Source organism: Zobellia barbeyronii, from assembly GCF_018603515.1.
GTDB classification, from domain to species: Bacteria; Bacteroidota; Bacteroidia; order Flavobacteriales; family Flavobacteriaceae; genus Zobellia; species Zobellia barbeyronii.
The window spans coordinates 299,303-320,468 of the sequence record NZ_JACATN010000006.1; the positions used below are offsets into that span (position 1 = coordinate 299,303).

A 21,166-nucleotide genomic window follows, 5' to 3' on the forward strand; every position below is an offset into this window, starting at 1 on the left:
CTTGTTAACTAATTTGTTAATAATATAGGTGAATCAGGTTCGGAAGAGCACTTCAAAAGGCTACTTTTAATAACAGAGTTTAACCAAAACGTTCCTATGGCGTTAGAATCCAACGAAAGGCCGAACAGGCCAATTGCCAAGTTTGAATCGATGCTTAAAACCGACGACGTCTATTTCTTTGACTCGGAGGATTTTGAGGACATCATACATCATTATTTAAACAATGGCAAAATAGCGCTAGCGAAGAAAGCAATTAAAATTGGTCTTCAACAACATCCAGATGCTATTGAGCTGAAATTGTTGAATATTGAGGTGTTAGTTTTTGAAAACCAACTAGATATTGCTGAGCAGTATCTGGACGAACTTCAAATACTAGACCCTACCAATGAAGAAATCTTTATACAGCGGGCAAACATATATTCAAAAAAAGACAACCACGAAGCAGCCGTAGCCTTATTGAACAAGGCACTTAATTTAGCGGAAAACAGCTTTGATATTCATTCTTTATTAGGAATGGAGTATCTCTTTATGGACGATTTTAAATCGGCTAAAGAGAGTTTTATGCGCTGTGTTTCCTTTGATGAGCAAGACTATTCATCACTATACAATGTCATTTATTGTTTTGAGTTCTTAGAAGATCACGATGGTGCTATTGTGTACTTGAACGATTACCTGGAGCGAAACCCATACTGTGAAGTAGCATGGCATCAGCTCGGTAAACAGTATACGTATAAGAAAATGCATACTGAAGCCCTAGCTGCATTCGATTTTGCCATTATATCTGATGATACTTTTATTGGAGCTTACTTCGAGAAAGGTAAAGTGTTGGAGAAATTGGGAAAATACAATGAAGCGATAGAAAATTATGAGACTACCATTAAAATGGAAGATCCAACTTCTCACGCTTATTTGAGAATAGGAAAGTGTCATGAGCAATTGCAGAATGATGATATGGCCAAGTATTATTACTACCATACCGTTCATGAAGACCCTTTATTAGACAAGGGATGGTTAGCCATTACCGATTTCTATTTCCGAAGAAAAAACTATGACAAAGCCCTTCACTACGTGAACAAAGCTTTAAACATAGATGGAGAAAACCCATCGTATTGGAAAAAATGTGCCTATATCAATGCAGCCCTTAAGAAGTACGATCAAGCAGATTTTGCTTTTAAACAGGCTGTAGATCTTGGTAACTATGAATTAAAGACTTGGCTAAATTGGGCAGATGTTGTGTTGAATAATGAAGATACGGCAAGTGCTTTACAGATTTTGGCACAAGGCCAACAATTTTATCCTGAGAGTGCAGAACTTAAATATAAGACTGCAGGGTTTCATTTAGCCAACAGGGATATGATAAACGGTCGTATCAGTTTTATGGATGCATTAAAGCTAGATCTTCAAAAACTTTCACTTTTCTTTGAAGAATTTCCTCAATACACCAAATCTGACTGGGTATTGGAAGCTGTAGAAAAGGCTGAAAAAGCTTCAAAATAAAGAACTAATTAACAAGCCCTTATATTTTTAATCCATAAAAATTATAAGGGCTTGTTCCATTTTTTCCTACGTTCAAATTTTAAAAGCTATTTTTGCTTTTCAACGAACAAACCACATGGAAAACAGAAATTTTTTAGACTATACTTTCATCACTTTAAAAGGTATGGCCATGGGCGCTGCCGATGTTGTTCCAGGAGTATCTGGCGGTACAATCGCTTTTATTTCAGGAATTTATGAAGAACTTATTTCTTCTATCAACAACGTAGATATTTCTCTTTTTAAAGAACTCAAAGAAAACGGACTAAAAGCCGCTTGGAGCAAACTAAACGGTAACTTTCTTTTAGCTCTTTTTGTAGGTATTGGAATTAGTGTTCTTTCTTTGGCCAAACTAGTAAGCTGGTTGTTAGAAAACAAGCCTATTCTTATATGGTCTTTCTTTTTTGGTCTAGTTATAGCAAGTATTCTGCTAGTAGGTAAAGAGGTGCAGAAATGGGATGCTAAAACCTTAATAGCACTAGTTCTAGGAGCTGCCATTGCATACTTTATTACAACTTTACCACCTTCGGAAAGTGCAGATAGCCTACCCTATTTATTCTTATCTGGTGCACTTGCTATTTGTGCTATGATTCTACCGGGCATTTCTGGTGCCTTTATCCTAGTTCTACTAGGTTCTTATAAAACCATAATTGATGCGGTGCACAATCTTGACTTTAAAATTATAGGAGTTGTAGGTGTTGGTGCTATTTTTGGATTATTGAGTTTCGCTAAATTATTGAAGTGGATGTTCAACCACCAAAAGAACCTTACCCTTGCGCTATTGACCGGTTTCATTGTTGGTTCTTTGAATAAAATATGGCCATGGAAAAGAATTCTGGATACTAAAACGATAGGCAAAAAAATCATTACGATAGATGAAAACGTGAGTCCGTTTAATTTTGATGGAGATAATAAAATTATGATAGCCATTATTGCTGCATTGGTCGGTTTCTTGGTTATTTTCGTTCTTGAAAGAACAGCTTCAAAAAAATAAGTCCCCATTCATGTACAACACCAGAACATTTCTTGACAAATTCTTTTTAGTCATAAAGGGTCTGTGCATGGGTGCCGCTAACAAAGTACCTGGTGTATCAGGTGGCATAGTTGCGTTTGTTGCTGGGTTTTACGAAGAGTTCATTTATTCACTTCAAAAAGTAAATGGCAAAGCTTTCAAACTCCTTGTAAGCGGCAGGTTCAAAAGTTTCTATCGGTATATTAACGGTACATTTCTTTCATTACTTATTTTTGGTATGTTGATTAGTTATTTCAGCATTTCTAGATTGTTGGATTATTTCTTAGCACAGAAAGAACTTTTTGTCTGGGCCGCCTTTTTTGGTATGATTTTAGGCTCTATTTACTACATCTCAAAAGACTTTGAACATTGGAGCAAAAGAACCATAACAGCTGGTTTAATTGGGCTTATTGTAGGTATATCCATAAGTTTTCTTAGTCCAGCAAAAGAGAATGACAATCTTTTTTTCATTTTTGTCTGTGGTATTATTAGTGTTTCCGGTATGACATTACCAGGGCTTTCTGGGTCTTTCATTCTTATACTTTTAGGCAATTATGTATTGTTATTAGTAGATTCCGTAAATGCGCTCTATGACACTTTTGCAGAGATATTAATTGGCGATTATAGCTTTACAAATAACCCTGAGCGCTTAAGAACTTTGACCATTTTAGCTGTATTTACGGCAGGTTCAGCCACTGGACTGGTTAGCCTTTCGCATCTTTTGACCTATGTTCTAAAACATTTTAAAAATATTACCACAGCGGTTATCATTGGTTTTATAACAGGTTCCCTAGGTGTGGTTTGGCCGTGGAAACGTACTATTTTTAAAACAGATGCTTTGGGAGAGTTAGTTCTGGATAGCAACGGAAAAGAAATTATCCTTAATTATGAGCGGTTCTTTCCAGATTTGGGAAGTTCCGAAACTTGGTGGGCCGTATTTTTTGTGGTCATTGGTATTGCAATTCTACTATTGTTAGATTGGTACGGAAAGGTTCGAAAAGAGAATGAGTTATCAATGTAACAGGTTTCAGCTTTATCAAAAAAAATAAAACATGAAAAGAACAAGGTTTGGATTAGTAGGAAAAGATATCTCGTACTCCTTTTCACGAGGGTATTTCACCAAAAAATTCTCTGATTTAGGTCTAGACAACTATTCGTACGAGAATTTTGATTTTCAAGCTATTGATGAAATTACCGATGTTCTTAAAAACAATACAGATATTAAAGGTATGAATGTTACCATACCCTATAAACAAGAAGTGATGCCTTTTTTATCGGAATTAGACCCGGAGGCTAAAAAGATTGGTGCTGTCAATACTATTCAATTCACTAAAAACGGACTGAAGGGTTTCAATACAGATGCTTATGGCTTTAAGAATGCCATGGCACCTTTTTTAAAACCTCACCATAAAAAAGCGTTGATTCTAGGAACTGGCGGCGCTTCAAAAGCCGTGGCTTATGTGTTGGGCGAACTAGATATTTCATATATTTTTGTTTCAAGAAGCGCCGGAGATAACAAAATAAGTTATGATCAGGTTACTGAAGACATTCTAAAAGAACATACCATATTGGTAAATTGTACGCCTTTGGGTACACATCCCAATATTGAGGAACGTCCTGCCCTACCCTATGAATTTCTTAGTGACCAACATTTCCTTTTCGACCTTATTTACAATCCTGAAAAATCAGCTTTTTTGACTGCCGGTGAGGCTAAAGGTGCCCAAATTTCTAATGGTCTACGCATGTTAGAACTTCAGGCAGACCGTTCATGGCAAATTTGGCAAGAAAGTTAATTCACATTAAGCTTCATTTTAAAACACTAACTCCCTAAGCCAAAGCGGGTTTAGCCTCGTCTGCCATTTACAGGGGCTTCAGTAATACTTCGGTTTTAATCAAAAGCTAAAATACCCCTATACCCTTTGTCATTAGAGCGGTTGTTAGTATCTTACCCTAGCAATTTGCAAAATCAATATCTTATATACGATGGAAGATAAGGAACGGGAACTACAACATAACGTAGGGGAAGAGAATACAGAAAAAATCACTGAAAATACTGAGGCTACGCCAAGTACGGAAGCTTCGGAAACAGTGGAAATTCCTGAAAAAGAACCATCCGGAACACTAGATGAAAACGGCACTCAAAATGAGGCCGAAACAACAGAGGCTGCCGAACCAGAAGAGAGTCTTCCGTCCAAATCAGAAGCAGGGGAAAAGCCTGTAGCTACCGATTCTAAAAAAGAGGAGACAACGGCAAATGGAGATGATGCTGTTCTTGAAGAAATAGATGAGAGTAATGCCGAGGATGCCGAAGACACAGGGAACAACGAGCGTCATACCATTCCTATTTTAGACTACCACTCCATGTCTATGGAGAATTTGGTGGGTGAATTACAGAAATTAGTTCGTAACGAGAAAGTACAGGCCATTAAGAAACAGGTAGATGGCATTAAATCTGAATTCGACCTAAAATTTCAAGAATTTCTAGAAGAGAAAAAAGAAGATTTTATAAATGGTGGTGGTAATGAAATTGACTTTAGGTACAATTCTGTAACTAAAAGGCAATTCAACGAAGTATATGATGATTATCGTGAAAAACGAAATATATACTATAAATCTCTTGAAAAAAATCTAAAAGAAAATCTAAGCAGACGTCTTGAGATTATTGAGGAGTTAAAAGGTTTGGTGAATGTTGATGAAGACATGAACACAACCTACAAGGCATTCAAAGAACTTCAGGAAAGCTGGCGAAATGCTGGACCAATACCAAGAACGGATTACAATAACGTATGGCGCACCTACCAGCACCATATTGAGATTTTCTATGATTTTCTCCACCTAAATCGTGAGTTACGCGATTTAGATTTCAAGCACAACTTGGAGGAAAAAGAAAAGTTGGTTGTACAAGCGGAAATCTTAACAAAAGAACCCGACTTAACTATAGCATTTAGAGATTTACAGACTTTACATAAAATCTGGAAAGAAGATATTGGTCCTGTAGGCCAAGAACACCGTGAGGAAATCTGGGAACGCTTCAGTAATGCTACAAAGGTTTTACATCAAAGAAGGCAAGATCACTATAAAGAACTTGATGCTGAGTATGAAAAGAACCTTGTTGCAAAGAATGAGATTATAGCTGCTATTGAAGCTATGTCCGGAAACGTTGCTACCAGTCACAAAGCATTGCAACAACAAATTAAAAAGTTAGAGGAGCTCAGAAATGCCTTTTTTGGAGCTGGTAAAGTACCTAGGAACCAAAATGAAAAAACTTGGGATGCCTTTAAAGGTGCTGTACGTAATTTTAACAAGAGTAAAAATGCGTATTACAAGAACCTCAAAAAAGAACAACAAGATAATCTTGATAAAAAACGAGCTTTACTAGACCGTGCAGTTGCATTAAAGGAAAGTGAAGAATGGGACCGTGCCACTCCAGAAATGAAACGCATCCAGAATGATTGGAAGCAAATAGGGCACGTACCTAGAAAATATTCGGACAAGATATGGAAGGAGTTTAAAACTGCTTGCAACCACTATTTTGACCGCATGCATGCTGTTAAAAATGAAGGTCTTAAGGATGAACAAGAAAATTTCGAAAAGAAAAGTGCTTGTTTGGATAAATTAGCGGCCTTTGAACTATCCGGTAAAAGAGAAGATGATTTAACATCTATAAAAGCTTTTATTGCTGAATGGAAAACTTATGGTAGAGTTCCATTTAAGAAGAAGAATATAGACCAGAAGTTTAATAAAATTCTAGACGGAATTTTCAAGAAGTTAGATATTGACCGTCAAGAATCTGAACTCCTTAAATATGGTAATAAAATTCAGGAATTGGCAAATGCCGATAATGAGCGCGCTATACAAAACGAACGTAGTTTTATTCGTAAGAAAATAGAGGAAAGCAAAGGAGAGATTCGACAGTTGGAAACCAATCTTGAATTTTTCTCAAATGCTTCTGAGGACAATCCATTAGTACGTGATGTTATTAAACGAGTTGAAAGTCACAAGGAAACTCTTGAAACCTGGAAAGCTAAGTTGAAGAAACTTAACATTCTAAAGAATGACATTATTAGAGCACACGATGCAGAGGAAGAAGCTGCCAGTGCAGAAGCTGACGCAGAAGAGCAAGAATAACCAGTTTTGAGAATCAATCACTTACCAACAAATTAGAATAAATGAAAGTAATAGGTATCGGGAAAAATTATGTCAATGATAAATCTGAAATAAGCGGATTAAAAAATGACACTCAATTAATATTTACCAAACCAGATTCATCTTTGGTTACAGATAATAAAGATGTTGTATTTCCTTCAATAACGAACCAACTTGTTTATGAAGTAGAATTGGTTGTAAAAATTGGCAAGAAAGGTAAAGATATTTCTTTAGATGACGCAAACTCATACATCTCTGAAATAGGAATAGGTATAGACTATACGGCAAAAGACGTTCTTACTGCAAGTAGAGAGAAAAAACAACCATGGGCATTAGCAAAAGGGTTTGATGGCGCTTCACCTATTTCTAGTTTCAAACCTATTTCAGACTTCCCTGAATTAGACAATATTAATTTTGATTTGGTTATAAACGGTGAGCAAAAACAAGTAGGAAACACCGATTTTATTATTTACAATTTTGCAGAAATTATAAGTTTTGTATCCACTTTTATGACTTTAAATCCTGGAGATTTAATATTCACGGGCACACCAGCATCTGGGACCGGACAAACCTTTAAAGGTGACCATCTACAAGCATCAATAGAAGGAGAATTATTGCTGGATTTTAAGATGATTTAATAAAAGGTATTCTCAAAATATGGATTTGTAGTATCTGGCAAAAAACTGTGGTAAAAAACAAGTGAGATTGACTTAATCGTACTGAAAAGTAGGTTTCTGCAATTTTATACTTAGTGATAGCGTTATCTAAATCATGGTAACAAAACATTATTTAAGTGCGTTAATTGTCTGTATTTCCTTGAATTTAATCTCTTGCTCATCAGAGAGTGACTCTTTGGAAGATAACGAGACAAATCTATTTGATGAAAATTCAACTGACACCCCTACTCACGGAGAGCCTGAACCAGAAACAACCGATACTGAAAGTGTTTTAAGTTGCCTAAAAACATTGGGAACAAACTATGTGGTTTTTGACGCAGAAGCAACAGAATCACCTTTAGACCAATGGAAACTAATTACCAAAGGTGACTCCGATTATTTAGACAAAGAAAGTCTTGGTCCCATAAATGAAACACATTTAGAATTCACAGGTAATAATCAAGGTAGTGGTCCTGTTACATCCCCCTTAGATTACATATTTACGGCACCATCTACTGGAGAATATAAATTATTAATGCGTTTATATCAGCGTTTAGAAGGCGCCGAAGAAGATAAATCTAATGATGTTTATATAAAGATGGAGGGCAACTTTACTTCTGCTACTGATAAATATACAACCGAAGATTTACAAACTGATTTGAAGTTTTTTGGCAGAGGTGTTGATCAATGGGGAGCTGTTTATTCCGGAGATGGTGGTGAAGCTCATAACAAATCTGCTATTTTGTATAATTTAATAGAAGGAGAAGAATATACTCTCACCATGTCTGGTCGTTCTCAAAAAGCCAACATAGACTATATCTTACTTTATGATACCAAAGATATATCAATCACAACTGGAGCTAACAAAGATCTTGCTGAATTAAATGATGCTCAATATAGACCTGATTGGGATTGTAATCAATAGATATATTCTTTTATAAAGACCCAAAGTTGTTCTTTAAAACCGACTTCTTTACTTAGAGACAGATAAATTCAATTATAGTTTTTCAAGATTACCATAATAATCTAGTTAGAAATACAAAAAGAAACCTTCAGATTCTCTAAACGATTTATCTACATACAAATTTGTTGTACGATAAACTTTCCTGCTCCTCTCACGAATATAAACTAAGTGCTGAAGAAACCTGAGTACTTATTACTTGCGGACTTTCTAAACGAAGATTACACATAAAAATACTATCTTTAGATGGTGCTGTATTGTTCTGTTTCGCAAATTACAGCCATCAAACTTCCCTCAACACTTAGTATTCATAAAAATATTCATATGGGAAAAATGTATATTTCAAGTATTCTATTCATAATACTTGGTTTCAATGTAAATGCTCAAATATTTGAGGTTAGCTATGATTCAAGCTTAATGGGAGAAGACTTTTCGGGAAATGTTCTACTCTATCTTTCAAAGGAAAAAAAATCACCCAAAGACATATTTGTTGGCCTTGAATTGACTCCTGTCTACAGGGTTGCAGTTGAAGATTTAAAAGCTAATGAAATTGTGATTTTCAATGATGACGCTATATCATATCCTGTAGAACTATCCAATATTGAGAGAGGAAAATATTATGTACAAGCTGTGTTTGACATGAATCTTGGGGATGCTAATATTGGCTCAAGTTCTGGTAATATTTACTCTGAATCAACACAAATAAACCTAAACAAAGATTTTGACAAGGTCTTCAAGATTGAAGCAAATAAGGTTATTGAAGCCATAAAATTCAATGAAACCGAATTTTTGAAAGAGTTGAGTGTAAAATCAGAACTCTTAAGCAAGTTTCATAAAAAAGATGTTTTAGTAAATGCAGCGGTGAGCTTACCTGAAGAATACTATAATCAACCTGATAAAGATTACCCTGTTATCTTTTCTATTTTTGGTTTTGGAGCCAATTACAAATTACATTCTGGACATAATGGTTTTTTGGGGCGGCTGGGCGAGCAACCAGCCATTGTAATTTATTTAGATGGCAATTGTCCAGAAGGTCATTCCACATATGCAAATAGCGATGTTAATGGACCTTGGGGAGATGCACTAGTAAAGGAATTTATTCCTGCCCTAAACCAAAAATATAGAACCAATGGTGCCTTTTTATTACATGGGCACAGTAGCGGAGGCTGGACTACTCTTTGGCTACAAGTAAACTACCCAAAAACATTTGCGGGAGCTTGGGCAAGTGCACCAGACCAAGTAGATTTTAGAAATTATCAAAACGTAAATATTTATGAATCCAATAATATCTTTTATAGCGAAAAAGGTACTCCCTTACCTGTATTTACGATAGCTGGCCGTATTCCTGTAATTAGCACGAAAGACTTTTATAGAACTGAACATGTTCTTTACAGAGGTTCACAGATTCATTCTTTTGACGCCGTTTTTGGAGGATACGATGAAGCTGGCAATAGAATTAGGCTAGTTAACTCATCTACTGGTGAAATAAATAAAAATGCCCTCCCGCTCTGGAAAAGATACGACCTCTCTATTATACTAAGAGAAAATTGGACAGACCTTAAGAAAGATTTAGGTGGTAAGATTAGAATATCAGTCGGTACTAGCGATAATATATTCTTGAACCGTTCTGTTGAACTTTTAGAAAAAGAAATGAAATCATTAAATGCAAATATTAAATTTGACTATTTTCCTGGAGACCATTTTACTTTATTTACAGAAGATTATAAGAAAGATGGAGTTGATTTTTTAGAAAAAAACTATAACACCTGGTTAAACAAAAAGAAATAAAGCATGCCTACAAGGGTCTACCTATTTAAAATATCAATTATGAAGAATTACTTAATGCTTTTGGTGGTTGTCTTATTTTTAAGTTGCAAAAGCAACAACAAAACTACTGAAGAGTTGGCTGAAGTTGACCAAACCACTATTGCCAAACATATTGAGCGTCTAGCATCAGATGAATTTCTTGGAAGAAAACCGTTTACTGAAGGTGAGGTTAAAACGGTAAACTATTTAAAAGATGAGTTCGAAAAAATAGGCGTCCTTCCCGGAAATGGGGATAGCTTTTTCCAAGAGGTCCCCATGGTTGAAATTACAGGTACACCTTCAGAAAAGATGGTTGTTTCCGGAAAAGATGGAAGTTTTAATTTGGACGTTTTAAAAGATTTTGTTGCCGTAACTAGTAAAGTGAAAACAGATGTAAGTCTGGACAACTCAGAACTTGTTTTTGCAGGTTATGGCATTGTTGCTCCAGAATATAATTGGAATGATTATGAAGGCGTTGATTGGAAAGGTAAAACTGCAGTGGTCCTAATTAATGACCCTGGTTTTCAGTCTGGAGATTCCACCTTGTTTAAAGGTAATGAAATGACGTACTATGGCCGTTGGACCTACAAATACGAAGAGGCTGCAAGACAAGGAGCTAGCGGATTAATAATAATTCACGATACCGAGCCTGCTTCTTATGGTTGGAACGTAATAGAATCTGGATGGAGCGGAGCTAAATTAATTATTGAAAGTAACTTGCCCCTTCTTGATGTTGAGTCTTGGATAAGTAATGAGAGTGCGCAAAAAATTTTTGATGCTTCTATCATGAAAGGTGAGGATTATAAAACCCTTGCAAGAATTAAAGGATTTAAAGCTACTTCGCTAGATTTAAATGTTTCCGTCGCCATTCAGAACAAAATTAAAAAAGATGTTTCTAAAAATGTAGTTGCCCTAATACCGGGTACAGAAAGGAAGGATGAAGTTATTATCTATTCCGCACATTGGGATCACTTTGGTATTGGTAAAGCCATTGATGGAGACTCTATTTACAATGGTGCTATAGATAATGCATCTGGTACTGCAGCTCTATTGGCTATTGCCGAAGCTTTCAAGAAAAGTACACCTACAAAACGTTCCATCGCTTTTATAGCCCTTACCGGAGAAGAGCAAGGTTTGCTGGGTTCTGCCTTTTATGCTGAGAACCCCATTTTTGACCCTAAAAAAACAGTTGCCAATATTAATATTGATGCACTAAATAGTCCCGGAAAAATGAAAGACCTAACCATTACTGGTTACGGACAATCAGAAATGGATGAATATGCAGAAGCAGCTGCGCTAAAACAAGACCGTTATATTATTCAAGATCCTGATGCTGATAAAGGATATTTCTTTAGATCGGATCATTTTAATTTTGCGAAAATTGGTATTCCTGCCCTCTATGCAAGTGGTTCCTATGAAGGATTTGACACCAGTATTGAGGAGGTAAAGAAAATCAAAGAAAACTACCTTATGCATATATATCATCAACCGTCTGATGAATACGATGCTGCAACGAGTGATTTAAGTGGTGTTCAGTTTGATTTACAGTTATTTTTTGAGGTAGGTTCAAAATTGGCTAATGAAGATTATTTTCCAAAATATTACGCTGGTAGCGAGTTTAGAGCGGTTATAAAGTAATTGAAACTAACACAACCCGTATTGAATGCGCCATACTAATCCTGAAAAATAAAATTTTGAAAGAAACCTTAATAGAGTTATTTACCAGAGATTTAAATACCTTGAAGAATGAAATTGCCCTGTACAGTGATGATACTACTTTATGGAAGGTTGAAAATTCGATTAAAAATTCTGGCGGAAATCTATGTCTTCATATCATAGGCAACTTAAAAACATTTATTGGTAATGCATTGGCCCTAGATGACTACATCCGTAGAAGAGATTTTGAGTTTTCTGGGAAAAATGTGGATAGGACTATACTTTACAAAGAAATAGACGAAACAATTTCTATAGTAACTAAAGGAATTAGTATGCTTAGCGATGATCAGCTAAATGGAAATTATCCTGCACTTATTTGGAAAAATGAAACAAAAACTGATTTCACACTCATTCATTTACACTCCCATTTAACTTACCATCTTGGACAGATAAACTATCATAGAAGACTTTTAGAACATTAATAGAAAAAATGAAAAGCGGTAAATTGGATTATCTGTAGCAGCGCTTCATTTTTTAACCTTGCCCAAAGGAATACATTTTCTATTAATTTCTAAATAATCACTTATAATTCACTCTATTTTAGAGTGATAAATATAATATGTGGTAAACCTCAGAAAGAGCTAAAACGTATTATCCTACTGGACTGTCTGTTTTAATTAAAAAGCATTTTACATCCGTCGCAAAATAGTTCGTAAATCTAAACTTACTGATTATAGCGATAACTCAACTACTATTTCCGACTTTTCAAAAGCGCCATAGTCCACACATAATCGCCATCATGGGTAATACTTATTGATATCTCTAAATGCTGTAAGTGCGAATACAAAATTCTACAACTAGGTTTTCCCGCTGCCCTATCCCTTGTAATTTCAATTTTATTAAAGGCTAAGGTCTCATTGGGATAAACTTGCTTCACCGCTTTATAAATAGCTTCCTTAACTGAGAATGTTGAAGCAAACCGCAACGAAGGAGTTTTAAATTGATTCGCATACTCCTTTTCAACTTCGGTGTAAACTCTATTGATAAAGGCATCATTGAGCATAGCATAGAAATCTGGTAAAAACACCAGGTCGTTCCCAATTTTATAATCCGGGCTCTCCCCAAATATTTTCTTTACATCGGGTTTATTCATTCTGATTCGTAGCTACTGCCATTACGTTCAATCCCCCATCTATATAATGGAGGTTTCCCGTATTACCTTTTGATAAATCCGAAAAATAATAGAGTGCACCGTTTGCTACATCTTCAGAAGTAATATTACCTAACGGCGCTGAATTCCGAGTCATTTTCCGAAGCTTTCTAACCCCTTTTATACCACCTGCAGAAGTCGTCATTACAAGACCTGCAGAAAGAGCATTCACCCGTATGGCCGATTTTCCAAAGTAAAAAGCTAAGTATTTCACCATGTTCTCCAAAGCAGCTTTACTTATTGCCATACCTGCATACCCAGGAAATACTTTTTGACTAGCGTGGTAAGTCAATGTTAAAATAGAAGCTTGCTCTGTTAATAAGGACCTACCCATCTTACAGATTCTCATTAATGAAAATGCACTGATATTAAAAGAATCCATAAAATCATCAAAAGGAATATCTATAAATTCCGGCGGAGCTTCTTTTACTCCTGGAGGAGATGTACACATTACTTTATGATTGCCATAAGCCACACCATGCAACATATAATCTATTTGCTGCCATTTCTGACCAATTGCATCAAACAGCTCTTTTACCTCGTCATCCTTTCTAATATCGCACGCAAATACTTCAATTGGTAAATCTTTGACCATGGTTTGCACCACGGCTACATTGTCATGATCTACGCTCAAGGCAACTTTACAGTTACTCTCAATTAGCTTTAATGCGATAGCCCAAACAATACTACTGTCATTACGAACCCCGAATAGTAAGGCATTTTTTCCTGTGTTATCAATCATACTTTAATCTTTTGAAATGGCCATAGCGCTATTCGTACCACCAAAACCATAGTTTAAACATACAATTTGATTGATGGGTTTGGCTAGTGCCAATTGAGGAAGTAAATTACGATAGGCAGCCAATGGTTCTTTTGGACCTTGCCAATCATCTTTTGTTTGAAACGACTCAAGCTCCGTCTTTAAATTATCACTATTTAGACATGGAGAAACCATTTGTTTCTTCAACATTAACAAAGAAACGATTACCTCCACTGCTCCTGCAGCGCCTAACATATGACCAAATTGAGATTTTGGTGCACTTACGTGGTAACCATCCTTACCCAATTGTGCCGCAATACTAAAAAGTTCCACTACATCTCCGGTAGCTGTTGATGTTCCATGGGCTTTAACCACATCTGGATTAATATACGTTTGTTTTTTTAAGCCTGTCCATAGTCTTTGTTGACCATCAAAAGAAGGTGCAAACATATCACCATCACCATCAGAATTATTAAAATATCCATCTATTACTCCTAGAATATTTGCTCCCCTTGCCTTGGCCTGGTCGTAATTTTCTAAAGCTACAATACCGCAACCAAATGAACACACAAAACCATTTCTGTCCTTATCATAAGGCCTAGAGCTCTCTTCTGGACTAAACTTGGTACTTAAAACCTGCATAGCATCAAAACCAATTAAGGTTTCTAAGGCTGTACCTTCCGTACCTCCGGCAATAACCCTATCCTGAAGACCAAAAGCTATTAAGCGATATGCATAACCAATACTACCTAGCCCTGTAGCACAGGCAGAACCAATAGCCTCACAAACTCCTTTGTTTTTAATAAGACAAGATACATTGGCTGCATCTCTATAAATCATAGACCTAGACACATTACTAGAACCTAAAGCTCTTGTTTTTTTACCGTGTTCAAAAAATAAATTCCAGACTTTACGGGTTCCTTCTTGACCTCCCGAACCTGTACCAATTACAACTCCGGTTTCCTCGGACTCTATTTCTTCTTTAGTCCAACCTGCATCTTTAATAGCTCCAAGACTAGCTTTCATAGCCCATGCACTACCCAAATCACTAGTCGCTAAATTAACGTTGGGTATCTGCCCACTTATATCCTCTAAGTCCATAGGATATTCATCTGGCAAACCATTAGAGAATTTTTGGAATCCAGTTTCCTCTGGCGTAGCATAACCGGCAACTTTGGTTCGTATTTTTTTATCGTAAGAAGCTACTAAATCCCAATTTCGAATAAGTGATTGGTTGCTAAAAAGTTTTTCTTCAAATTCTTGCATGTCCTTACAATGAGGGAACACACCATCCATACCTACAATAGCGACTTTATTCATTTTAAAAATGGGATTTAGTTTGATTAGTGAATCTTACAGATAGATGTCTACTGGTTTTTAAAAGCAGCCTCTATCAAATCGATAGTTCCTGAAACCGACGATCCTAAATCATCTATATCATCATCATCAAACTCAACATCAAATTTACTTTCCGCTTTAGCAATAACATTTATCAATTCAGTTGAAGGCACCTCTAAATCTGTAATAAAATCTGTTTTCTCGGTTACATTTTTCAACTTACTAGAATCAACCTGTGGTGTATTCTCTAAAATTTCAATAAGTCCTTTAAGTATTTCTTCTCTTGTCATTCTACTATCTATTTAAATTAAATTATTCTTTATTCCTCTACCGGTTAACCCATTAAATTCCGAAACTTCCATGTACTCCTCCGGAACTTCATCATTCCTAAATTGCTCTTCCGTATAATCTTGGTAATACTTTTCTAAATCAAAACCTTTAGATGCCTTATATACTTTACCGCTAGAAATCATCTGACGAAACTTATAATCGTCAAAATGAGCATGAATTATAGCTGTATCTCCAAGCTTAATAAATGATTTACATATGGCCGAGCCCATCGTAAGAAAGACAAAATTGTAATTTTCATAGAGCTCAGAAAAGGTAATTCCTTTCTTTACACAAGAAATGAAAGCATTACCAGCTACTACACTTGCCTGTCCAAAAGCCTCTATTTGATCTACTCCTCTAAAAACACCAAAATGATCATGAGTATCTTTCTCCCGTGCAGTATAAACAGCCACTACTCCTACTCCCGGTTTGTGCCATAAAAATTCATCTATATATACTTTTGAAGGCCCATGCGGAAGTACTTCGTGGGGGGAAAGCCCTACCAAACTAGTTAAGTTATTTGTTTTCTCCATAAAATTTACGAGCATCGTTTATCCACGATTCGGTGTTAGATTTCACTTTGTCCCATTCGGGTTTATAATATTCAGAGGCCAAACCGCTAGGTATACCCAATTCTTCTCTTGTAAAAAAGCCTACTTTGTGTTCGCCAAATTCATAAACCCTGTTATCAGGTTCGTCTACGGACATATATCCATCAAAGAAGATTAATTTTTTCTTTTTCAAAAATCTCTTTACATCCAAGTGAAAAATTATTTTTTTAGCCGTGGGGAGCACTTGTCCATAATACTCAAAAGCACCACTTAATGCTCTTCCGCGACCTGTAATTTCACAAGAACCTGCAGCCCACATACCACCAAGCTGAGCAAAGCCATCCTGCCCTTGAGCTCCTGGCATAACTGGGTCTCCTAAAAAATGACACCAAAACCATGGGTCGTTATCAGAGATAGTATAACTGGCCTTAGCATATCCTTTTCCATACTTGCCTCCTCCTTTAATATAGTTGAGCTCAACCTCATGAAAACATTGCATATAAGGTTGCGGTAAAGAAAACCAGTCTCCCTTATCCGGAGTATTATTCTTAAGACCTTGAGCTATTTGCCATGGATGCGCTTTGGTAGAAATTAAATGGATATCTTCTTTATCTAAGAAAATAATATCTGTAGGCCATTCGGTTAATTTCATAATTTAAAATTAGATTTAAGTTGGTTTTAACTTGAGCCTAGACAATGCCACCGTTTACGGCTATATTAGTTCCGTTTATATATTTCGCTTCCGCCGATAATGCAAATTTCACAACATTGGCAACTTCATTTGGATCACCAAAATAAGAAGAAGGTATCATTTCTAGATACTTTTCTTTTACATCGTCTGATAGACTTTTGGTCATATCCGTATCTATAAAACCTGGTGATACGGTTACCGCTCTAATGTTAAGGCTTTTATCTATCAAAGAAACTTCTTTAGCAATTGACTTGGTCATAGTTACCATGGCCGCTTTGGTCATGGAATAAACCACTTGGAAGGCATTACCGGTTTCGCCAACACAAGAACCCATGTTTATAATAACTCCCTCTTTATTACCTATAAATAATTTTAGAGCTGTTTTAGATATAAGCAATGGTGCTTTTACATTAATGTTAAGCATCTTATCTATATCATTTAAGGACTGGTACATTAAAGGTTTATCTAAAGCAACACCCGCATTATTCACAACACCGTAAAACGATTTTCCAGCCATCTTTTTTAGTGCACTACAAAATTCCTTTACAGCATTAATTTCTGAGAAATCCGCACACAGCACTTCATGCTCGCCATCTAATTCCTTTAAAAGGCTCTCCAAAGATTCTGGTTTGCTGGCATGAAGGATAAGACTGTACTGCTCAGAAAGAGCAAAAGCTATTGCCTTGCCTATTCCCCTACTAGCGCCCGTTACCAAAACTTTCTTCTTCTCCATTAAGTTATTATTTTTGCTTCCTTTGTTTTTTCTAACTCCTTCATGATAATATTATAGACTTCCTCTGATTGCAAGGAGTGCCCCAATCTTGAGGTAGTATAAAACGTGGAGTCCTTCCAATTCTCTGCAATATTCACCCCATCCCTATACAGGTTCAACTTATCATTCCTATCATGAATAACGGCCCCCGGGATATCAATTTTCTTTACAAAATCTGCGGCGTTGTAATAATCCTGATCGTTCTCAAAAAACTTAGTGAATTCCCTATCGTAGGCTTTTATGGTCTGCTCGCTAAATCCCAACAGTTTAATAAAAACTGTTGTTAAATCTATTAGCCTGTCAGGAGCACCCAGAGAAATTATTTTTTTAATCCCATTACTTTCAAAATGAGATTTATAATAGAGTGCCGCTAATCCTCCAACCGAATGTGCTATGATTACTTCCGGGTTAAAATATTTTACTACTACATCTAACGTTAAAGCATATTGATAAGCATCAAAGAAACGACCTCCTGAAGCACCATGGGCTGGAGCATCCATACTTATAACATCATAAGATTTTTCTTGAAGTCCAGGCAATAAGGGAGTCCATCTGGCCGAATTAGATTGCCAACCGTGCATTAAGAGTACTCTTTTCCCCTCACCTTTCCATCGGTAGGTTTGAATCTTTGATTTATTCAGATACAGAGTTTTGGTTTCTGCATCTTTTAGAAGCTCTGCATGTTTACTTTTGATTTTTCCTGCCTGTGGATATCTAAAAAGATACAACGCCATACGTGCCCCAAGTTTAGGCGAAACACGAACAATAAGATTAATCAATCGCCCAACAAGTTTGGGGATTTGGGCTGACTTCATTACTTGTGATTTAGTCTGTTTGGGGATACCTGCTTAGTCACATACCTTCACAAATTTAGCAAAACTATAGAGAGTTCCTAATCAATTTTAATATCATTGACCTCAAACAATTCTATAGTAATTTTAGGCAAAATTTTCTTTAAAATTACATCAACACCAACTAAATATTATCGAAATATTAGTTTCTTAATACCGATTATAAAATCTACCGAAAGCGCAAAAATTCAATCTTTTTGAAGAAAACTATGCAATTTTATAATACGTTATAATTTGAAGAAAATTCAATTATATTTTAGTAAAGCACCTATGAGACAACTAATTTCTACAGAGTAATATGTTTGTCAAAAGAAATAGTTGTAGAAGAGGTAACTTTAATGCTAACCGAGCCTATTTAATAAATAAATAAGCTGTAAACAAGCAAAACAATAGATTCTAATTAAGGACAGAGAAGTATAAAGTAAATTAAGCGATAGTTATTGAGGTCTAAGAAACAATGTGTATAACGTTCCTGTTCCTCCAGCTCCACCCCCAAAATTTATAGCCATGGAACCATCGCCTTTTAGGTCTCCCCCAAAAGAAATGGAACGGGAAAAACGTTCTTCTAGTTCCAAATTTAAATCAAAACCACCTTCCGCATTATTTATTCTATCGTAGGCTTTTACGGTCCTGTCCGCATTTAGATAAACTACATATCCCCAACCTTCATTTTGTTGGTTTGCTCCAGTAATTAAATCAGGTATTCCATCTCCGTTAATATCTCCAGGCGCGCACATGGCATGCCCAAAATTAGCACCAAACGTACCATTAGGATTGATATCTGTAGTTAGCTCATCTTCAAAACCGTTTAAGTTTTCAGTTATTTTAGTTTTGGCTACCACATTATACGTGGTGTTGTCCAAAGAGAGTATCCAAATAGCACCTTTTCCTCCATTGGACATAAATGCACCTACAGCCAACTCCTTGTTCCCATCATTATCCAAATCGCCAAGCATAGCAACTTCCCTTCCTCCAAATTGATCTTCATTTTCTAGGCCAGTTCCAAAACCACCTTGTGTAGAGCTAATTGTTACTTTGTCAGAATAGATAACTTGAGATGAACTATTCAAAAACAAAATATCTATGGCTCCGCGATTAGTTCCACCGTCATCAGAACCCGGAACGCAGGCAACCAAATCTATTCTATCATCTCCGTTTAAATCTCCAATAGCCGATAAGCCATTAGCAATAATATTTTCATTTTTAACAAAATCCTTGACCGTCCCATCTATATTTAAATGAATAATGTATAGTGAATTGTTAGGAGCAACTGGCGCTGATACAGCTATATCAGGAATATCATCATTATCATAATCTCCAATACCTGCTACACCGTAACCAAAAAAAATTCCGTCATTTAGAGTGTCTGTAAAACCTCCTTCCAACATCGATATTTTTTGATTGGATTGTACAGTTCCATCGCTATTCATGAATAAGATATACACGGCCCCAGCATCTATTGCCCCGTCATCATCAGAGCGTGCACCTACTACAAAGTCTATTACTCCATCACCATTAACATCACCTATTTTATTATGATCTCTTCCAAACCTATCTCCTCCTTCTAAATTGGCAACCAACCCTCCTGAGCCCTCATTTAAAGTTATAAAGCCTTCCGGTTGATATTGTAAAGTTTCTGTTGTTTCCGTTGTCTCCGTAATTTGGTTTGAGTTGTCGTCATTACTACAACTTATAAGGACTAGAATAATCAAAAGGAATGCTAGATTTTTCATAAGAATATTTTGCTTGCTCCTTTGACTGGTATTTATCACAATAGTTTAATTTTAAAATAAAAACCTCAAATAAGGTGAGATAATATATTGAAAAAAATATAATTAAAACATCTCTAATTTATCAAAGAAGACAAATGGAATATTAGTTCCTCTAAAAATTTACTCTCTTAATAGTATTTGGAATAAAGAAAATAATTTAGTTCAAGAGTTATTACTATTACCTAAACATTGATTCAGTCAAACTTTGTAATTCTTTTAAATTGAAAATTTTTACTACACTTTACCTCGTCTCAATAAAAAATACGCATTCCTGTGTATAGCTTAAAAAAAATGTGACCTTTGTACTATGCAATAAGGTAAATGAAGAGTGAATGTTCAGACATCAAGGTAAAAGCAGAACACTAAAACATAATCTGCAGATTGCTACAGTTTTGTCTTTTGTAGCAGGAATCGTTAATGTAACAGGGTTTTTATCAATTGAACAACTGACTACCAATGTCACTGGGCATTTTGCGCTGTTTATTTATGATGTGGCTAATTTTAAGTTCTGGAAAGGAACCATATATTTTCTCTATATTTTCTCTTTTCTTTTTGGTTCTTTTTTATCCAGTTTCCTGATAGAAAAGTTTCGAGCGAATAAAAAATTAAACGTTTTTGTTCTACCCACAATAATTGAATGTCTGATTTTAGTTTCCATAGCCCTATTGAGCAATGTTATGGAAATGGAATATCCGGACGCTATTGCCTGTATGTTACTTTTTGCCATGGGACTTCAGAACTCCTATGTTACAAAAATTTCTAATGCCGTAGTTAGAACTACCCACCTAACAGGCCTTTTTACCGATTTAGGCATAGAACTTTCCCAGTTGTTCTTCCCCAAATTACACCCGAACAGAAAAAAACTAAAATCCACTATTCAGTTACGCATCTCTATTATTCTTTTCTTTTTTGGAGGAGGATTAATGGGCGGGTTTCTCTATTCTAGAGCTGATTTAAAGCTGAACACTCTTATAATAGCTGCTGTTATTCTTCTAATTAGTTTGTTTTATGATGACATTAGATATCGTCTCATAAAAGTAAAAAGAAAGTATAATCAAAAAAAAAGTGGAAAACATAAGCATGCATTTCGCAGGTGATTTAATGAGCCTAAAAGAATACGA

At 35.8% G+C, this 21,166-nt stretch carries 20 protein-coding genes; 11 read left to right on the plus strand and 9 right to left on the minus strand.

The window, feature by feature from the left end:
* The first annotated feature begins 96 nt into the window (after positions 1-96).
* From HW347_RS18675 to HW347_RS18720, 10 genes are all read left to right on the plus strand, one after another.
* Complete coding sequence (locus HW347_RS18675; RefSeq protein WP_214613251.1) at positions 97-1,497, plus strand: tetratricopeptide repeat protein; 1,401 nt, start codon at positions 97-99, stop codon at positions 1,495-1,497.
* Positions 1,498-1,612: 115 nt separating this feature from the next.
* Positions 1,613-2,527 carry a DUF368 domain-containing protein gene (locus HW347_RS18680; protein ID WP_214613252.1) on the plus strand — a complete coding sequence of 305 codons (915 nt, stop codon included), beginning with the start codon at positions 1,613-1,615 and terminating at the stop codon, positions 2,525-2,527.
* Between the two features lie 10 nt (positions 2,528-2,537).
* Entirely contained in the window at positions 2,538-3,566 is a 1,029-nt protein-coding gene (locus HW347_RS18685) for a DUF368 domain-containing protein (RefSeq protein WP_214613253.1), read from the plus strand.
* A gap of 31 nt (positions 3,567-3,597) precedes the next feature.
* Positions 3,598-4,338 carry a shikimate dehydrogenase family protein gene (locus tag HW347_RS18690; RefSeq protein ID WP_214613254.1) on the plus strand — a complete coding sequence of 247 codons (741 nt, stop codon included), beginning with the start codon at positions 3,598-3,600 and terminating at the stop codon, positions 4,336-4,338.
* A gap of 190 nt (positions 4,339-4,528) precedes the next feature.
* Entirely contained in the window at positions 4,529-6,673 is a 2,145-nt protein-coding gene (locus tag HW347_RS18695; protein WP_214613255.1) for a DUF349 domain-containing protein, read from the plus strand.
* A gap of 41 nt (positions 6,674-6,714) precedes the next feature.
* Positions 6,715-7,329: a fumarylacetoacetate hydrolase family protein gene (locus HW347_RS18700; RefSeq protein ID WP_214613256.1), complete on the plus strand. Its 615-nt coding sequence runs from the start codon at positions 6,715-6,717 to the stop codon at positions 7,327-7,329.
* A 133-nt stretch (positions 7,330-7,462) separates the two neighbouring features.
* On the plus strand, positions 7,463-8,272 hold the full coding sequence (locus HW347_RS18705) for a hypothetical protein (RefSeq protein WP_214613257.1): 810 nt from the start codon (positions 7,463-7,465) through the stop codon (positions 8,270-8,272).
* A gap of 360 nt (positions 8,273-8,632) precedes the next feature.
* Positions 8,633-10,096 carry an alpha/beta hydrolase-fold protein gene (locus HW347_RS18710; RefSeq protein ID WP_214613258.1) on the plus strand — a complete coding sequence of 488 codons (1,464 nt, stop codon included), beginning with the start codon at positions 8,633-8,635 and terminating at the stop codon, positions 10,094-10,096.
* A gap of 39 nt (positions 10,097-10,135) precedes the next feature.
* On the plus strand, positions 10,136-11,752 hold the full coding sequence (locus tag HW347_RS18715; protein WP_225901983.1) for a M28 family metallopeptidase: 1,617 nt from the start codon (positions 10,136-10,138) through the stop codon (positions 11,750-11,752).
* A gap of 56 nt (positions 11,753-11,808) precedes the next feature.
* Complete coding sequence (locus HW347_RS18720) at positions 11,809-12,252, plus strand: DUF1572 family protein (protein WP_225901984.1); 444 nt, start codon at positions 11,809-11,811, stop codon at positions 12,250-12,252.
* A gap of 269 nt (positions 12,253-12,521) precedes the next feature.
* Here the strand turns inward: HW347_RS18720 and HW347_RS18725 are convergent, their stop codons facing one another.
* The 9 genes from HW347_RS18725 to HW347_RS18765 all read right to left on the minus strand — a co-directional run bounded on the left by HW347_RS18725 (position 12,522) and on the right by HW347_RS18765 (position 20,006).
* Positions 12,522-12,923 carry a holo-ACP synthase gene (locus HW347_RS18725; protein ID WP_214613259.1) on the minus strand — a complete coding sequence of 134 codons (402 nt, stop codon included), beginning with the start codon at positions 12,921-12,923 and terminating at the stop codon, positions 12,522-12,524.
* A complete protein-coding gene (locus HW347_RS18730) occupies positions 12,916-13,722 on the minus strand; it encodes an enoyl-ACP reductase FabI (RefSeq protein WP_214613260.1) in 807 nt (268 codons plus the stop codon). The genes HW347_RS18725 and HW347_RS18730 overlap by 8 nt, the downstream gene beginning before the upstream one ends.
* A gap of 3 nt (positions 13,723-13,725) precedes the next feature.
* The gene (locus HW347_RS18735) at positions 13,726-15,060 is read right to left on the minus strand and encodes a beta-ketoacyl-[acyl-carrier-protein] synthase family protein (RefSeq protein WP_214613261.1); all 1,335 of its coding nucleotides are present in this window, start codon (positions 15,058-15,060) and stop codon (positions 13,726-13,728) included.
* A gap of 47 nt (positions 15,061-15,107) precedes the next feature.
* On the minus strand, positions 15,108-15,368 hold the full coding sequence (locus HW347_RS18740; protein ID WP_155596945.1) for an acyl carrier protein: 261 nt from the start codon (positions 15,366-15,368) through the stop codon (positions 15,108-15,110).
* 12 nt (positions 15,369-15,380) lie between these two features.
* The gene (locus HW347_RS18745; protein ID WP_214613262.1) at positions 15,381-15,941 is read right to left on the minus strand and encodes a hypothetical protein; all 561 of its coding nucleotides are present in this window, start codon (positions 15,939-15,941) and stop codon (positions 15,381-15,383) included.
* On the minus strand, positions 15,925-16,611 hold the full coding sequence (locus tag HW347_RS18750) for a hotdog family protein (RefSeq protein WP_214613263.1): 687 nt from the start codon (positions 16,609-16,611) through the stop codon (positions 15,925-15,927). The genes HW347_RS18745 and HW347_RS18750 overlap by 17 nt, the downstream gene beginning before the upstream one ends.
* A 37-nt stretch (positions 16,612-16,648) precedes the next feature.
* Positions 16,649-17,383, minus strand: coding sequence for an SDR family NAD(P)-dependent oxidoreductase (locus HW347_RS18755; protein ID WP_214613264.1), 735 nt, complete (start codon positions 17,381-17,383; stop codon positions 16,649-16,651).
* Complete coding sequence (locus HW347_RS18760; protein WP_214613265.1) at positions 17,383-18,237, minus strand: alpha/beta fold hydrolase; 855 nt, start codon at positions 18,235-18,237, stop codon at positions 17,383-17,385. Before HW347_RS18760 ends, HW347_RS18755 begins: the two co-directional genes overlap by 1 nt.
* 473 nt (positions 18,238-18,710) lie before the next feature.
* Positions 18,711-20,006: an integrin alpha gene (locus tag HW347_RS18765; RefSeq protein WP_214613266.1), complete on the minus strand. Its 1,296-nt coding sequence runs from the start codon at positions 20,004-20,006 to the stop codon at positions 18,711-18,713.
* Between the two features lie 371 nt (positions 20,007-20,377).
* Between HW347_RS18765 and HW347_RS18770 the strand changes: the two genes are divergently transcribed.
* On the plus strand, positions 20,378-21,142 hold the full coding sequence (locus tag HW347_RS18770; protein WP_214613267.1) for a YoaK family protein: 765 nt from the start codon (positions 20,378-20,380) through the stop codon (positions 21,140-21,142).
* The last annotated feature ends 24 nt before the right edge of the window (positions 21,143-21,166 follow it).

Bases quoted from the DNA above. Each gene is read 5' to 3' on its own strand.
- HW347_RS18735 (WP_214613261.1), bottom strand. From the start codon at position 15,060: ATGAATAAAGTCGCTATTGTAGGTATGGATGGTGTGTTCCCTCATTGT.
- HW347_RS18755 (WP_214613264.1), bottom strand. From the start codon at position 17,383: ATGGAGAAGAAGAAAGTTTTGGTAACGGGCGCTAGTAGGGGAATAGGC.
- HW347_RS18690 (WP_214613254.1), top strand. From the start codon at position 3,598: ATGAAAAGAACAAGGTTTGGATTAGTAGGAAAAGATATCTCGTACTCC.
- HW347_RS18740 (WP_155596945.1), bottom strand. From the start codon at position 15,368: ATGACAAGAGAAGAAATACTTAAAGGACTTATTGAAATTTTAGAGAAT.
- HW347_RS18705 (WP_214613257.1), top strand. From the start codon at position 7,463: ATGGTAACAAAACATTATTTAAGTGCGTTAATTGTCTGTATTTCCTTG.
- HW347_RS18765 (WP_214613266.1), bottom strand. From the start codon at position 20,006: ATGAAAAATCTAGCATTCCTTTTGATTATTCTAGTCCTTATAAGTTGT.
- HW347_RS18750 (WP_214613263.1), bottom strand. From the start codon at position 16,611: ATGAAATTAACCGAATGGCCTACAGATATTATTTTCTTAGATAAAGAA.
- HW347_RS18770 (WP_214613267.1), top strand. From the start codon at position 20,378: ATGTTCAGACATCAAGGTAAAAGCAGAACACTAAAACATAATCTGCAG.
- HW347_RS18680 (WP_214613252.1), top strand. From the start codon at position 1,613: ATGGAAAACAGAAATTTTTTAGACTATACTTTCATCACTTTAAAAGGT.
- HW347_RS18695 (WP_214613255.1), top strand. From the start codon at position 4,529: ATGGAAGATAAGGAACGGGAACTACAACATAACGTAGGGGAAGAGAAT.
- HW347_RS18685 (WP_214613253.1), top strand. From the start codon at position 2,538: ATGTACAACACCAGAACATTTCTTGACAAATTCTTTTTAGTCATAAAG.
- HW347_RS18730 (WP_214613260.1), bottom strand. From the start codon at position 13,722: ATGATTGATAACACAGGAAAAAATGCCTTACTATTCGGGGTTCGTAAT.
- HW347_RS18760 (WP_214613265.1), bottom strand. From the start codon at position 18,237: ATGAAGTCAGCCCAAATCCCCAAACTTGTTGGGCGATTGATTAATCTT.
- HW347_RS18675 (WP_214613251.1), top strand. From the start codon at position 97: ATGGCGTTAGAATCCAACGAAAGGCCGAACAGGCCAATTGCCAAGTTT.
- HW347_RS18700 (WP_214613256.1), top strand. From the start codon at position 6,715: ATGAAAGTAATAGGTATCGGGAAAAATTATGTCAATGATAAATCTGAA.
- HW347_RS18745 (WP_214613262.1), bottom strand. From the start codon at position 15,941: ATGGAGAAAACAAATAACTTAACTAGTTTGGTAGGGCTTTCCCCCCAC.
- HW347_RS18725 (WP_214613259.1), bottom strand. From the start codon at position 12,923: ATGAATAAACCCGATGTAAAGAAAATATTTGGGGAGAGCCCGGATTAT.
- HW347_RS18715 (WP_225901983.1), top strand. From the start codon at position 10,136: ATGAAGAATTACTTAATGCTTTTGGTGGTTGTCTTATTTTTAAGTTGC.
- HW347_RS18710 (WP_214613258.1), top strand. From the start codon at position 8,633: ATGGGAAAAATGTATATTTCAAGTATTCTATTCATAATACTTGGTTTC.